At 73.5% G+C, this 14,204-nt stretch carries 13 protein-coding genes; 5 read left to right on the forward strand and 8 right to left on the reverse strand.

The window, feature by feature from the left end:
* Positions 1–111 precede the first annotated feature (111 nt).
* On the reverse strand, positions 112–723 hold the full coding sequence (gene pgsA, locus AD017_RS05285) for a CDP-diacylglycerol--glycerol-3-phosphate 3-phosphatidyltransferase (RefSeq protein WP_010241490.1): 612 nt from the start codon (positions 721–723) through the stop codon (positions 112–114).
* Complete coding sequence (gene rimO, locus AD017_RS05290; RefSeq protein WP_010241492.1) at positions 720–2,225, reverse strand: 30S ribosomal protein S12 methylthiotransferase RimO; 1,506 nt, start codon at positions 2,223–2,225, stop codon at positions 720–722. The genes pgsA and rimO overlap by 4 nt, the downstream gene beginning before the upstream one ends.
* Positions 2,226–2,285: 60 nt before the next feature.
* Between rimO and AD017_RS05295 the strand changes: the two genes are divergently transcribed.
* On the forward strand, positions 2,286–2,795 hold the full coding sequence (locus tag AD017_RS05295) for an amino-acid N-acetyltransferase (RefSeq protein ID WP_060573240.1): 510 nt from the start codon (positions 2,286–2,288) through the stop codon (positions 2,793–2,795).
* Positions 2,796–2,799: 4 nt separating this feature from the next.
* The gene (locus tag AD017_RS05300) at positions 2,800–3,624 is read left to right on the forward strand and encodes a helix-turn-helix transcriptional regulator (RefSeq protein WP_060573242.1); all 825 of its coding nucleotides are present in this window, start codon (positions 2,800–2,802) and stop codon (positions 3,622–3,624) included.
* 12 nt (positions 3,625–3,636) lie between these two features.
* Here AD017_RS05300 and AD017_RS05305 read toward each other — a convergent pair whose 3' ends face one another.
* On the reverse strand, positions 3,637–4,077 hold the full coding sequence (locus AD017_RS05305) for a hypothetical protein (RefSeq protein WP_060573244.1): 441 nt from the start codon (positions 4,075–4,077) through the stop codon (positions 3,637–3,639).
* A 235-nt stretch (positions 4,078–4,312) separates the two neighbouring features.
* On the opposite strand from AD017_RS05305, the gene AD017_RS05310 reads away from it, so the two are divergent.
* Together AD017_RS05310 and AD017_RS05315 are read left to right on the forward strand one after the other, a co-directional pair.
* Complete coding sequence (locus tag AD017_RS05310) at positions 4,313–4,618, forward strand: PadR family transcriptional regulator (protein ID WP_010241499.1); 306 nt, start codon at positions 4,313–4,315, stop codon at positions 4,616–4,618.
* Positions 4,619–4,940: 322 nt separating this feature from the next.
* Positions 4,941–5,402 (forward strand): tRNA (cytidine(34)-2'-O)-methyltransferase, encoded by a 462-nt coding sequence (locus tag AD017_RS05315; protein WP_010241500.1) that lies wholly within the window; start codon positions 4,941–4,943, stop codon positions 5,400–5,402.
* A gap of 19 nt (positions 5,403–5,421) precedes the next feature.
* On the opposite strand, the gene AD017_RS05320 is transcribed toward AD017_RS05315, so the two are convergent.
* From AD017_RS05320 to AD017_RS05340, 5 genes are all read right to left on the reverse strand, one after another.
* Positions 5,422–6,369, reverse strand: a complete 948-nt coding sequence (locus AD017_RS05320) for a YceI family protein (RefSeq protein WP_010241501.1) — start codon at positions 6,367–6,369, stop codon at positions 5,422–5,424.
* Positions 6,370–6,447: 78 nt separating this feature from the next.
* A complete protein-coding gene (locus AD017_RS05325) occupies positions 6,448–9,015 on the reverse strand; it encodes a DNA translocase FtsK (RefSeq protein WP_060573246.1) in 2,568 nt (855 codons plus the stop codon).
* Between the two features lie 116 nt (positions 9,016–9,131).
* A complete protein-coding gene (locus tag AD017_RS05330) occupies positions 9,132–10,841 on the reverse strand; it encodes a ribonuclease J (protein WP_304438063.1) in 1,710 nt (569 codons plus the stop codon).
* A gap of 93 nt (positions 10,842–10,934) precedes the next feature.
* A complete protein-coding gene (dapA, locus tag AD017_RS05335) occupies positions 10,935–11,963 on the reverse strand; it encodes a 4-hydroxy-tetrahydrodipicolinate synthase (protein WP_060573249.1) in 1,029 nt (342 codons plus the stop codon).
* Positions 11,964–12,001: 38 nt separating this feature from the next.
* Positions 12,002–12,628: a TIGR03085 family metal-binding protein gene (locus AD017_RS05340; RefSeq protein ID WP_060573251.1), complete on the reverse strand. Its 627-nt coding sequence runs from the start codon at positions 12,626–12,628 to the stop codon at positions 12,002–12,004.
* 178 nt (positions 12,629–12,806) lie between these two features.
* Between AD017_RS05340 and AD017_RS05345 the strand changes: the two genes are divergently transcribed.
* Positions 12,807–14,123: an MFS transporter gene (locus AD017_RS05345; RefSeq protein ID WP_060573253.1), complete on the forward strand. Its 1,317-nt coding sequence runs from the start codon at positions 12,807–12,809 to the stop codon at positions 14,121–14,123.
* Positions 14,124–14,204: the final 81 nt, after the last annotated feature.

Consider the following 14,204-nt stretch of genomic DNA (forward strand, 5'->3'; position numbering starts at 1 on the left):
TGAATCACCGTACCGACTCGCAGACCGGATCGGCGGGACCGATCGTGCGCGCCCCTGTCCGCCCACGGCGAACACCTCAACGCCCGCGGGCGGCGGTTCAGTCCCCGCAGGTCAGGCGGGCTGGGCCCGGGCGGCCTTGACGACGTAGTCGACGCCGGTCACGACGGTCAGCACCAGCGCGACGGCCATGACCACCCACTGCACGACCAGCACCGCGGCCACGGCCCCCGGGAGCAGCAGCGGCAGCGGGAGCAGGAACAGCCCGATGGCGACGGTCTGGGCGACCGTCTTCGCCTTCCCGCCGCGGCTGGCCGGGATGACCCCGCGCCGGATCACCGCGAACCGCAGCACCGTGATGCCGAGCTCCCGGCCGAGGATCACGATCGTCACCCACCACGGGACGACGGCCAGCATCGACAACCCGATCAGCGCCGCCCCGGTGAGTGCCTTGTCGGCGATCGGGTCGGCGAGCGCCCCGAACCAGGTGACGAGGCCCCGGCTGCGGGCGAGCTGCCCGTCGAGCCGGTCGGTCAACGCCGCGACCACGAACACGGCGAACGCGATCAGCCGCCAGACGGTGTCCTCGCCGCCCCCGGTGAACAACGCCGCGACGAACACCGGGACGAGGACCAGCCGCAGGCAGGTCAGCGCGTTCGCGATGTTCAGCAGCGGCGCCTGCCCGCCGACCGGCACGGTGCCGCCGGCGGGCTGCGACGAGCTCATCCGGCCGCCACCGCGGGCACGGGGTCGTCGATCCCGGCGCGCGGCAGCAGCTCGCAGGCCTCCACGAGCAGGTCGACACCCTCGGTGTCGAGCACCCGGCAGCGGACGAGGTCACCCGGGCGCAGCGACGACGGGTCCGGGCCGTCGTCGGCCGCGGCGACGACGTAGGACTCGCCGTCGGCGTCCGGGCCCTGGTGGGCGGCGCGGCCGGCGCAGTCGTCCTCGTCGTCGGCATCGGTCCGCTCGACCAGGACGACGACCTCGGTGCCGATCCGCTCCTCGGCCCGCTGCTCCATGAGCTCGTCGGCCAGCGCCGAGATCCGCGCGACGCGGGCCTGCACCTCGGCCGGGTCGACCTTGCCGTCGTAACCCTCGGCCTCGGTGCCGTCCTCGTCGGAGTACCCGAACACGCCGACGGCGTCGAGCCGGGCCCCGGTCAGGAACGCCTCGAGCTCGGCGAGGTCCTCCTCAGTCTCGCCGGGGAACCCGACGATCACGTTGGACCGGATCCCGGCCTCCGGCGCGAGCTCGCGGATCCGCGTGCACAGGTCCAGGAAGTCGGTGCGCGAGCCGAAGCGGCGCATCCGGCGCAGCACGGTCGCCGACGCGTGCTGGAACGACAGGTCGAAGTAGGGCGCGATCCCCGGCGTCGTCGCGATCGCGGCGAGCAGGTCCGGGCGCAGCTCGGCGGGCTGCAGGTACGACACGCGCACCCGCTCGACACCGGGGGTGGAGCCGAGGCGCGGCAGCAGGTCGACCAGCGCGCGGGTGCCGCCCGGCAGGTCCTTGCCGTACGACGTCGAGTTCTCGCTGACCAGTACCAGCTCCCGCACACCCTGCGACGCCAGCCAGGCCGCCTCGCCGAGGACGTCGGCAGGCGGGCGGGACACGAAGCTGCCGCGGAAGGACGGGATCGCGCAGAACGCGCACCGGCGGTCGCAGCCCGAGGCGAGCTTCAGCGACGCGACCGGTCCGCCGGCGAGCCGGGTGCGGGCGATGCCCGCGAGGTCGGGAACCCAGTCGTGCCCCGGCACCGACACGTCGGCGGTGGCGGCGGGCCGCTCCACCGGCGAGATCGGCAGCAGGGTGCGGCGGTCCACCGGCACGTGCGGGGCGGGGGCGTGGCCGCCGAGGACGTCGCCGAGCCGCTCGGCGAGCTCCGGGTAGGCGTCGAAGCCGAGCACGGCGTCGGCCTCCGGCAGGTCGGCGGCCAGCTCGGCGCCGTACCGCTCGGCCAAACAGCCGACCGCGACGACCTTCGCACCGGCCGGGCGGGCCACGTCCGAGGCGGCCAGCACGGTGTCGATCGAGTCCTTCTTGGCCTGCTCGACGAAGCCGCAGGTGTTGACGAGGATGACGTCGGGCGAGCCGCCCTCGGCGTCGACCAGCTCCCAGCCGGAGCCGGTCAGGCGGCCGGCGAGCTCCTCGGAGTCGACCTCGTTCCGCGCGCAGCCCAGGGTCAGCAGGGCGGCGCGCCGGGGCGCGTTCTCGGGGGAAGCCACGGCCTCCAGGATAGACGGCGGCCCGGCCGGCCCACGCGGTGCGGTCTAGGCTCGGCGTCCGTGGCCGATCCCGACCCCGACGTGCACGTCCGCCGCGCCCGCACCCCCGACGTCCGCACGATCCGCGAGCTGGTGGACCAGTACGCCGGGAAGGTGCTGCTCGCGAAGGAGACGGTGACCCTCTACGAGGCCGTCCCCGAGTTCCTGGTCGCCGAGCTCGACGGCCGCGTCGTCGGTTGCGGTGCGCTGCACGTGCTCTGGGAGGACCTCGGTGAGATCCGGACGGTCGCGGTCTCCCCGTCGGTTCTGGGGCGCGGCGTCGGGCACCGGATCGTCGACGCGCTGATCGCCGGCGCCCGCGACCTCGGCCTGAAGCGGCTGTTCGTGCTGACCTTCGAGAAGCAGTTCTTCGCCCGTCACGGGTTCGCCGAGATCGACGGGACGCCCGTGTCGGCCGAGGTGTTCGCCGCGATGCTGCGCTCCTACGACACCGGCGTCGCCGAGTTCCTGGATCTCGCGCACGTCAAGCCGAACACACTGGGCAACGTCCGGATGTTGCTGACACTCTGACCCCATGGCCGGACACGGGGCCGCACACGACGCCGTCGGGGCGTGGCGGTGGCGCACCTCCGTCGCGCTCCGCCCGCTGGTGCGCGAGATCTGGGCGTGGCGGTCGCCTACCGGGCCGGCGGGCACCCACCAGGGGGTGTCGAGCGGGCACCTGACGGTGATCCTCTGCCTGGAGGGTGCGGTCGAACTGCTGCGCAAACCCGACCCGGGACGGGGAGCGGGACGCTTCGCGGCGTCCGCGGCCGGGCTGCACGCCGCCCCCGCCGTCATCGCGACCGGGGAGCTGCAGGCCGGCCTGCAGCTCGCCCTGACCTGGCGGGGCGCCCGGGCGCTGCTGGGGCTGCCCGCGTCCGAGCTGGCGTCCGACGTCGTCGACCTGGGGCTTCTCCTGCCGGACACCGGCACGCTGCTGGACCGGTTGCACGCCACGCCGTCGTGGGCGGGCCGGTGCGCCCTCCTCGACGCCGAGCTGTGCCGGATCGCCGCACGGCGCACGGGCCCGGCCGGTCCACCGCCGGAGATCGGGCGTGCCTGGGACCTGCTGGTCCGTTCCGGGGGCACGGTGCGGGTCGCGGATCTCGCCGACGACGTCGGCTGGTCGGCCCGGCACCTCGGCGAGCGGCTCCGCCGAGAGACCGGGCTCGGCACCAAGACGGCGGCGCGGGTGATCCGGTTCGAGCGGGCCTGCGCGCTGCTGCGCTCGCGTACCGCTCCTGCACTCGTCGACGTGGCCACGACCTGCGGCTACGTCGACCAGCAACACCTCGCCCGGGACTTCCGCGAGCTCGCCGGGACGACCGCGCGGGGCTGGCTGGCCGAGCGGCCCTGACCCGGGCCCGGCTCAGCCGGCGATCGCGCGGACCGCGGCGACGACCCCCCACACCAGGGCGGCGACGATCAGGACGACCAGCGACAGCACCAGCAGCACCGGTGCCAGGACCAGTACGACGCCGATGAGCACCTTCGCCGCGGTGCCGAGTGCGGCGAAACCACCCTTGATCGCGCCCCAGAGCACGTTGCGCCCCTCCGCGTAGGCGCGCCCGGCACCCACCGCCGCGCCGACGCCGGGACCGCCCTCGCTCGCGATCCGCTCCAGCCCGGCGGCCAGGTCGTCGACCTTCTCCAGGGCCGCCTGGGCGAGCCGGTCCACGATCGCGGCGAGCAGCCGCTCGCCCGCCACGCGCAGTGTCGTGGCCAGGTCCGGAGGCGGGCCCGTCCGCGGGACCGCCGTGCCGGTCGGGACGGAGCGCAGCGCCGGGCGTCCGACCGCCGGCGCCGTCACCGGCGCATCCCGGGCCGGGTCCCGGTGGGGGCATCCCCCGTGCGGGTGTCGGTGGGCATCGCCGCCCCTTCCGCCGTACGTCGTCGTGGGCCGTGATCGAGCGTAGGTCGCCACGCCGCGCACCGGGGCCTCCGTCCGGCCGCACCGCATCGGCAATCGGGTGGAGCGAGGGTGCCGATCGTGCGGAGCCGGACGTACCGTCCGGCGACGAGCGCCCCCGGTGGGAGGAGTCCCGATGCGCGTCCGCGACCGAGCCACGCTCGACCTGGTGATCCTTTCCGCGGTGCAGGCCGAGCCGGGCGACGGCACGGCGATCGCCCGGCTGGTGCGCGACCGCACCGGCGGCGTCGTCGACCTCTCCCCCGGCACCCTGCACAGCACGCTGCACCGGATGCGCCGCAACCGGCTGGTGGCCAGGGCCCCGGGGTCGACCCGCTACCGCCTGACCGCGTCCGGCGCGCGGGTGCTGCGCGGACGCCGGCGCGAGTTCGAGCGCGGAGTGCGCGCGGTCCGGGCCGTGCTGCCCGCCGACGGGGACTGACCACCGGCCCCGCCGCCTCCCGCCTCCTGCACGACGGCGAGTGCCCCCACCACCCGGTGGCGCGCCGGTCCACCTGGTCGACGACGACCCCGCCGGCCAGCTCGCGCGCATCCGGACCCACCCTCACCCCTCGACGCAACCGCACAGGTTTCGGGCGTTCGCACGGGTTATGCCCTGTGCGGGGGCCCCTGAGCCTGTGCGGCGGGGCCGGACCCTGTGCGGCTGCGGTGCCCCCCGGGGGGCGTCGCGGCGGGCGCGCGGATCGTGCGCAGACGGTGGAGCGCCGGGAACCGGCGCGGGGGCCGGGGCGATACTCGGCGCCGTGTTCCGACTCGCCCTGCACACCCCGGAGATCCCGCCCAACACCGGGAACGTCATCCGGCTGGCCGCGAACACCGGCGCCGAGCTGCACCTGATCCGGCCGCTCGGGTTCTCCCTCGACGAGCGGGCGGTGCGCCGGGCCGGGCTCGACTACGGCGAGCTCGCCGACGTCGTCGTGCACGCGGGGACCGACGCCTTCGCCGCGTGGGTGGCGGACGCCGGGGCGCGGGTCTACGCGTTCACCACCGGCGCGCCGGTGCGCTACACCGACGTCGCCTACTCCCCCGGCGACGTGCTGCTGTTCGGCCGCGAGTCCACGGGGCTCCCGGCCGACGTCGCCGGGGCGGCGTGGGTGACCGGCCGGGTGGCGCTGCCGATGCGGCCGTCGAACCGGTCGCTGAACCTGGCCAACGCGGCCGCCGTCGCCGTCTACGAGGCGTGGCGGCAGACCGGGTTCCGGTAGCGCGCGAGGCGCTCGGCCGTCAGCCCTGCCGGACGGCCTGCACGTCGAGCTGGATCTCGATCGTCGAGCCGACGACCGGCAGTCCCTTCGCGATCGTCTGCTGCCAGTTGAGCGTGTAGTGCTCGCGGTGCAGCTGCCCGGTGGCGATCGCGCCGACCCGGTCGCCGTTCCACTCCGCGGAGCCCAGGAACGTGGTGTCCAGCGAGACGTCGCTGGTCAGGCCGTGCAGGGTGAGGTCGCCGTCGACGGTCCAGCGGTTCCCGCCGTGCGCGGCGAAGCGGACGCTGGAGAAGCGCAGCTCGGGGAACCGCTCGACGTCGAGGAAGTCGGCGGAACGCAGGTGGGTGTCGCGGGCGTCGGCGTTCGTGTCGACGCTCGCGGAGTCGATGACGACGTCCACCGAGGACTCCTCGAACGGCTCCGCGATCCGGATCCGGCCCTGGAACCGGTTGAACCGTCCGTACACCTTGGACAGTCCGATGTGGCGGGCGACGAACCGGACCGAGCTGTGGTCGGGGTCGATCACGAACAGGCCGGGCCGCGGCGGGCGCAGCGCCGGGTCCTCGCCGAGGACGATCGTGCCCATGTCGGCGTGCTGGCCCCAGGAGACCTCGACGACGTCGGTCACCTGCTGGTAGCCGCCCGCGTCGACCCGCACGCGGTACTGGCCGGGCATCAGCGACGCGGCGAACCGGCCGAACGGGTCGGTGTCGAGGTGTGCGACCCGGCGGTCACCGCCGTCGATCACGGAGATCTCGGTGCCGTGCAGCGCCCCGCCGCGGCCGTCGCGGACCTGGCCCGACAGCACGCCGCCGGTGAGGGGGATCGGGACCAGGGCGTGCCGGTCGGTGGTCCCCCGTGCCGGACGACGACGGTCCTTCTTCCTCCAGAACACCGGCCAGACCTCCTCCGCCCGGGCACCGGGCAGGACGACGTGCGGCCACCGGACAGTGACCCCGGCCGTCACTCTGGCACGTTCGTGACGGTCTCGTTAACCCGTCCAAGCCAAAGAGTGATCACGCTTGGTATTGGTCACACCACACCATCACTCGTCGTCGCCGCCACCGACCTCGCCGCCGTCGGCGGTGCCGCCGCCGCGGATCAGGTACAGGGCGTTCTCCAGCTCGTCCGGCTTCACCAGCACGTCGCGGGCCTTGGACCCCTCGGACGGCCCGACGATGTGCCGGGTCTCCAGCAGGTCCATCAGCCGGCCCGCCTTGGCGAAACCGACGCGGAGCTTGCGCTGCAGCATCGACGTCGAACCGAACTGCGACGTCACGATCAGCTCGGCGGCCTGCAGCAGGACGTCCAGGTCGTCGCCGATGTCGGCGTCGATCTCCTTCGCCTCCCCGGCCTTGGCCGCGGTGACGCCCTCGGTGTAGCTGGGCTCGGCCTGCTCCTTGGTGAACCCGACGACCTTGGCGATCTCGTCGTCGTCGACGAAGGCGCCCTGCATGCGGACCGGCTTCCCGGCGCCCATCGGCAGGTAGAGCGCGTCGCCCATGCCGATCAGCTTCTCCGCGCCCGGCTGGTCGAGGATGACCCGGGAGTCGGTCAGCGACGACGTCGCGAACGCCAGTCTGGACGGGACGTTCGTCTTGATCAGGCCGGTGACGACGTCGACCGACGGCCGCTGGGTCGCCAGGATCAGGTGGATCCCGGCCGCACGGGCCTTCTGGGTGATCCGGACGATCGCGTCCTCGACGTCGCGCGGGGCGGTCATCATGAGGTCGGCGAGCTCGTCGACGATGCACATGATGTACGGGTACGGCCGGTACACCCGCTCCGAGCCGGGCGGCGCGGTGATCTCGCCGGAGCGGACCTTGCGGTTGAAGTCGTCGATGTGCCGGACCCGGTTGGCCTGCATGTCCTGGTAGCGCTGCTCCATCTCCTCCACCAGCCAGGCCAGCGCGGCGGCGGCCTTCTTCGGCTGGGTGATGATGGGCGTGATCAGGTGCGGGATGCCCTCGTACGGGGTCAGCTCGACCATCTTCGGGTCGATGAGGATCATCCGGACCTCGTCCGGGGTGGCCCGGGTCAGCAGCGACACCAGCATCGAGTTGACGAAGCTCGACTTGCCGGAGCCGGTGGAGCCAGCGACCAGCAGGTGCGGCATCTTCGCCAGGTTCGCGACGAGGTAGTGGCCCTCGATGTCCTTGCCCAGCCCGATGCCCATCGGGTGCTGCTCGTTGCGCGCGGAGTTCGAGCGCAGGACGTCGCCGAGCCGCACCATCTCGCGGTCGGTGTTCGGCACCTCGATGCCGACCGCGGACTTGCCGGGGATCGGGGCGAGCAGCCGGACGTTGTCGTTCGCGACCGCGTAGGCGAGGTTCCGCTGCAGCTGGGTGATCTTCTCGACCTTCACCGCGGGGCCGAGCTCGATCTCGTAGCGGGTGACCGTCGGGCCGCGGGTGAAGCCGGTGACCTGGGCGTCGATGTTGAACTGGTCCAGCACGCCGGTGATCGCCTCGATCATGGCGTCGTTGGCGGAGCTGCGGGTCTTCGGCGGCGGCCCGGCCTCCAGGGCGTCCGGCGGGGGCAGGACGTACTCGGACTCGCCGACCGGCTCCCGGATCGCCATCGAGAGCTGCTCACCCTCGGTGGGCGGCGAGTCCTCCGCCGGCGGGGTCTCGACGACCGGCTTGCGCGGAGCCTTCTTCGCCGCCGCGGCGGCGGGGACCTCCGGGGGCGCGCCGGGCACCTCGGCGTCGACCGGAGTGGGGGCGTGCTCGCCCTCCTCGACCCGGTACGCGTCGGCCTCCGACGCCTGCTGACGGCGGCGCGACGGGCGCCGGCGCTTCGGCGCCTCCTCCCCGTTCTCGGCGGCCTCCTTCTCGGCGACGGCGTCGGCGACCGTGCGCGGCGCGCCGTCCTCGCCGGTCTCGTCGTCCTCGGGCGGGAGCTGCCCGGTGAGCCTGCGGAACCGGTCCGGCAGCTCCCGGACCGGGATGCCGGTCACGAGCAGCACCGAGTACAGCGTGAGCAGGACGAGTACCGGCACGGCCGTCCACAGCGTGAGACCCGCCTCGAGCGGGGTGCCCGCGACGTAGCCGACGGCGCCGCCGGCACCGCGCCACGCGTCGGGCTCGGACGGACCGCCCCGGGCGAGGTGGACCAGGCCGAGCACGCCCAGCGCGAGCAGCAGCGACCCCGCCACGATCCGCGGCCGCGCCTCCGGGTGCGCCGGTGTCGTCACCAGGACGACGCCGATGCCCAGCAGGATCACCGGCAGCAGCACCCCGGTCACGCCCATCACGGCCTGGACGACGAACGTGAACCAGTAGCCGACCGAGCCGCCCGCCTGCCACCACAGTCCGGCCGCGGCGATCACCGCGAGCACGAGCATGCCGAAGCCGAGCCCGTCACGGCGGTGCGCGGGATCGATGTCCCGAGTCCGGCCGACGGCGCGGCCCGACGCCCGGAACGTCCGCGCGACACCCCGCCCGACCGCGTCGATCCCGCGGTCGATCAGGTCGGGTCCCTGGCGCTTCGGCGGCGTCCGGCGCGTGGTGGACCGCTTGCGGGACGCCGACGCGCGCGAGCCGGACCGCCCCGAGCCGCGACCCGCGGCCGCTCTCGTGGTGGTCCTGCCCGTGCTCGTACGTCCTGCCATGTCACACACGGTAGCCCGCGGTGAAGATCGAACCGTGGACCGACGCGGGGGCCTGCGGCTCGTGAGTGGTTATCGCGGTCATAGCCGCGATAACCACTCACGGGCGGCGCAGCCGCCTACACGGCGATGACAGTAGGCACGATCATCGGCCGGCGACGGTAGGTGTCCGACACCCAGCGCCCGACGACCCGCCGGACGCCCTGGGCGATCCGGTGCGGGTCGCTCACACCCTCGTTCTCCAGGCGGGACAGCTCGTTCTCGACGAGCGCCTGCGCGGCGTCGAGCGCCTTGGGGTCGTCGGAGAACCCGCGGCCGGACAGCGTCGGCCGGGACAGCGCCCGCCCCGTCTTGTGGTCGATCGCGACGGTGATCTGGATGAACCCGCCCTCGCCGAGCGCGATCCGGTCGCCGAGGGTGTTCTCCCCGACGTCGCCGACGGCCAGGCCGTCGACGTAGACCTGGCCGACCTCGACCCGCCCGGTGATGCCGGCCTTGCTGTCGACGAGATCGACGACGACGCCGTTCTCGGCGATCACGACCGAGTCCTCCGGCACCCCGGTCTTGCGGGCAAGTTCGGCGTTGGCGCGCAGGTGGCGCCACTCGCCGTGCACCGGCATGACGTTCGACGGCCGTACCGCGTTGTAGAGGAACAGCAGCTCGCCGGCCGGGGCGTGCCCGGAGACGTGCACCTTGGCGTTGCCCTGGTGCACGACGGTCGCGCCCAGCCGGGTCAGGCCGTTGATCACTGCGAAGACCGCGGTCTCGTTGCCCGGGATCAGCGAGCTGGCCAGGATGATCGTGTCGTCCGGGCGGATCGTGATGCTGCGGTGGTCGCCGCGGGCCATTCGGGACAGCGCCGCGAGCGGCTCGCCCTGGGACCCGGTGGAGACGAGCACCAGCTGGTCGTCGGGCAGGCGCATCGCCTCGTCGATGTCGACGAGGAGCCCGTCCGGGATGTTGAGCAGCGAGTGGTCGTCGGCCAGGCCCATGTTGCGGACCATCGACCGGCCGGTCAGGCAGACCTTGCGGCCGTGCGCGTGCGCGGCGTCGAGGACCTGCTGGACGCGGTGCACGTGGCTGGCGAAGCAGGCCAGGATGATCCGCGACGGGGCCCGCCGCACCAGGTCGGCGATGACCGGCCCGATGTCGGACTCCGGGGTGACGAAGCCGGGGACCTCGGCGTTCGTGGAGTCGACCAGGAACATGTCGACACCCTCCTCGCCCAGCCGGGAGAACCCGGCGAGGTCGGTGAGCCGCCCGTCGAGCGGGAGCTGGTCGAGCTTGATGTCACCGGTGTGCAGCACCAGGCCGGCCGGGGTGCGGATCGCGACCGCGACCGCGTCCGGGATGGAGTGGTTGACCGCGAAGTACTCGCAGTCCCAGCCGCCGTGGGAGACCCGGTCTCCCTCGGAGACCTCCTGCAGGCGCGGGGTGAGCCGGTGCTCCTTGCACTTGGCCGCGACCAGGGCGAGCGTGAACCGCGAGCCGACGACGGGGATGTCCGGCCGCATCCGCAGCAGCCACGGCACGGCACCGATGTGGTCCTCGTGGCCGTGGGTGAGGACGAGCGCGTCGATGTCGTCGAGCCGGTCCTCGATGGCGCGGAAGTCGGGCAGGATCAGGTCGACGCCGGGCGAGTCGTCGGACGGGAACAGCACGCCGCAGTCGACGACGAGCAGTCGGCCCTCGTACTCGAAGACCGTCATGTTCCGGCCGACCTCGCCGATGCCGCCGAGCGCGAAGGTGCGCAGGCCGCCCTTCGCGAGCGCGGGCGGGCGTCCCTCCGGCAGCTCGGGACGGTCGATCTTCTCCGGCGGGGCGCTCAGGGACCGCCCGGGTCGGTTCCGGCGGTCGTTGCGCTGGGGACTCACTGGGGTTCGTGCCTCACAAGGTTCGTCACTGATGGATGGTGGGGCGGATCAGGTACGCGGGTACGCGATCTCGGCCCCGAGGTCGGTGGCGGTGCGCCCGCCGAGCGCGCCGTGCCCGGACTGGTAGAGCGGGACACCGGGCCGGGACAGCGGGTCCAGCGCGACACCCGCGACGGCGAGATCCCCGGCGATCGCGGCGACCTGCTCCTCGGTGGCGGGCGGCAGCGGCAGCCGGGTCTCGCCGACGTCGATGCCGCGCAGCCGCAGCGCCGTCTTCGCGAAGACGGCGCCGCCGACGCGGCCCATCGCCCGGATCACCGGGAGCATCGCGTAGTGCAGCGCGCGGGCCCGCTGGTGCTCGCCCGCGTGGTAGGCGTCGATCATCGCACGCAGCCGGTCGGCGACGACGTGGCCGATCACGGACACGAAGCCGACGGCACCGACCGACAGCCACGGCAGGTTCACCGGGTCGTCGCCGGAGTAGTAGGCCAGCGTCGTGGTCGCGAGGACCTCGGTGCCGACCCGCAGGTCGTTGCGGGCGTCCTTCACCGCGACGATCCGCGGGTGCTGGGCGAGCCGCTGGAACGTCTCGACGTCGATCCCGATCACGCTGCGCGGCGGGATGTCGTAGAGCATCACCGGCAGGTCGGTGGCGTCGGCGACCGCGGTGAAGTGCGCGATCAATCCCTCCTGCGGCGGCCGCGAGTAGTACGGCGTCACGGTCAGCAGACCGTGCGCGCCGGCCTGCTCCGCGCCGCGCGCGAGCTCGATCGAGTGCGCGGTGTCGTAGGTCCCGGCGCCGCTGATGATCGTCGCCCGGTCACCGACGGCCGCGACGACCGCGCGGATCAGCTCGCGCTTCTCGGCGTCCGAGGTGGTGGGGCCCTCACCGGTGGTCCCGTTGACGACCAGACCGTCGTTGCCCAGGTCCACCAGATGGGCGGCGAGCTCCTCCGCCTTGCCCAGGTCGAGCTCCCCGTCGGGATCGAACGGGGTCACCATCGCGGTGAGGACCTCGCCGAACGGACGACGTGGCGGGTGCTGCCCCGCCGGGGCGGTCTGGGAGCCGGAGTCCATGGGGGTCGACGGTACCGCCTCGGCGGTGCGATGAGACCTCAGAGCCCGGAGGGCGCGGCGCGGTAGGCCTCCACGTCGGCGGGCAGCCCCTGGACCTCGACGCGGGCCGCGTCGCGACCGAACGCGTGCAGCACCAGCTCCGACGGCTCGCCGACCACCGTGACCAGGCCGTGCCCGGTCGCGACGACCTGCTGCGCCCCCTCCGGACGCTGCAGCACGATGCCGACCGGGCTGCGCCGGAACAGCAGCTTCGCCTGCGACGACAGCAGGGTCCACAGCTGCCCGTCGCGCTGCGGCTCGGACGGCCGCGGCTCCCAGCCGGCCTCGCCCCGCCGGAGGTCCTCGTGGTGGACGAAGAACTCGGCGCCGTTGGCGATCTCGTCGACCTTGCCGACCTTGAACGGCGACCACCCCGGGGGGCCCTTGCGGAGGTCGTCGATCATGTTCGGCCAGGCCTCGGAGGCGTAGCCCTCCATCGCCTTCTCGGTGACCCCGGACAGCGCGGGCACCAGGATGCCCGCCGCGCTCCACGGCTGCCGCTCCCGCACCAGGAGGTGGGTGAGCAGGTCACGGGCGTTCCAGCCCTCGCACAGGGTCGGGCGGTCCGGGCCGGAGCGTTCGAACTCGGCGCAGATGGCGGCACGTTCGTCGGTCGCGAGGCTCACCGTGCCCAACGTAGTGCGCGCGGCCGTCCGACGCCCACCGGCGCACCGCACGACGAGCGGCGGACGAACGGTCGACAGACGGATGACGGAACGACGCCGTTTTGTAGCCAGTGATACAGATCTCACCCGTCGGGGTGCGCATACTCCCCGCGTCCCGTTCTCAGCGGAGAGGACTCCCATGACGCACGCTGCCACCACGCAGCCCCCGAACTCGATGCGCCGCATCGCGCTCGCCAGCATGACCGGCACGGTGATCGAGTTCTACGACTTCTTCATCTACGGCACCGCCGCCGCCCTCGTGTTCAACAAGGTGTTCTTCCCCGAGCTCGGGACCGCGGCCGGGACCGCGCTGGCGCTGGCCACCTTCGGCGTCGCGTTCGTCGCCCGGCCGTTCGGGTCGATCCTCTTCGGTCACTTCGGCGACCGTCTCGGGCGCAAGGGCACCCTCGTCACGACGCTGCTGCTCATGGGCTTCTCGACGCTGGCGATCGGCCTGCTGCCGACCACCGGGACGATCGGCGTGCTGGCACCGATCCTGCTGGTCGTGCTGCGGATCCTGCAGGGTCTGGCCGTCGGCGGCGAGTGGGCCGGTGCGACGCTGCTGACCGCGGAGAACGCACCGACGAAGGCCCGCGGCAAGTACGCCCTCTATCCGCAGCTCGGCCCGTCGGTGGCGTTCGCGCTGGCGTCGGCGACGTTCCTCATCACCGCGCTGACGATGAGCGACGCGGCGTTCGCCTCCTGGGGCTGGCGGATCCCCTTCATCGCGTCGGTGCTGCTCGTCGGCGTGGGTCTGTACGTGCGCCTCGCGCTGGAGGAGACGTCGTCGTTCCGCAGCAGCAAGGCGGCGACCACCTCCACCCGGCTCCCGGTCGCGGAGGTGTTCACCAGCCGTCCGGCCGCGGTGTTCCTCGGCGCCGGCTCGACGACGGCCGTGTTCGCCTTCTTCTACATCGGCGTCACCTACCTGACCAGCTACGGCACCCAGCAGCTGGAGCTGCCCCGGCCGACCGTGCTGGCGATGGGCATCGTCGGCGGTCTCGTGTTCGCGATGACCACGATCGCCTCGGCGATCCTGTCCGACCGCGTCGGGCGACGGCGGATGGTCGTGATCGGCAACATCGCCTCGGTGGCGGCGGGCGTCGCCGCGTTCCCGATCATCGACATCGGCACGGCGTGGTCGTTCGGGCTCGGGCTGTCGCTGGTCCTCGGCGTCGTCGGCATCGCGTACGGCCCGATCGGCGCGCAGCTTCCGGAGCTGTTCCCGACCCGGTACCGCTACACCGGCGCGGGGATCGCCTACAACCTCGCCGGCGTGCTCGGCGGCGGTGTCGTCCCGCTGATCTCCACGGCGCTGGTGCCCGTCTACGGCAGCCTCGCGATCGGCCTGCTGCTGGCCGGGGTGTCGCTGGCCAGCCTGCTCTGCACGCTGGCGCTGCCGCAGACCGACGCCGACTCGCTCGCCGCGCAGGACGCGCAGCCGGCGACCGTCTGACCGCGGGCCCCGCCGGGCCCACCGCTCGTCCGTCCGGGCCGCACCGGGACGCCGTACGGCTTCCCGGGCGGGCCGGGCCGG

This window comes from Pseudonocardia sp. EC080619-01 (assembly GCF_001420995.1).
Lineage (GTDB): Bacteria > Actinomycetota > Actinomycetes > Mycobacteriales > Pseudonocardiaceae > Pseudonocardia.

Bases quoted from the DNA above. Each gene is read 5' to 3' on its own strand.
- dapA (WP_060573249.1), bottom strand. From the start codon at position 11,963: ATGGACTCCGGCTCCCAGACCGCCCCGGCGGGGCAGCACCCGCCACGT.
- AD017_RS05345 (WP_060573253.1), top strand. From the start codon at position 12,807: ATGACGCACGCTGCCACCACGCAGCCCCCGAACTCGATGCGCCGCATC.
- AD017_RS05300 (WP_060573242.1), top strand. From the start codon at position 2,800: ATGGCCGGACACGGGGCCGCACACGACGCCGTCGGGGCGTGGCGGTGG.
- AD017_RS05310 (WP_010241499.1), top strand. From the start codon at position 4,313: ATGCGCGTCCGCGACCGAGCCACGCTCGACCTGGTGATCCTTTCCGCG.
- AD017_RS05325 (WP_060573246.1), bottom strand. From the start codon at position 9,015: ATGGCAGGACGTACGAGCACGGGCAGGACCACCACGAGAGCGGCCGCG.
- pgsA (WP_010241490.1), bottom strand. From the start codon at position 723: ATGAGCTCGTCGCAGCCCGCCGGCGGCACCGTGCCGGTCGGCGGGCAG.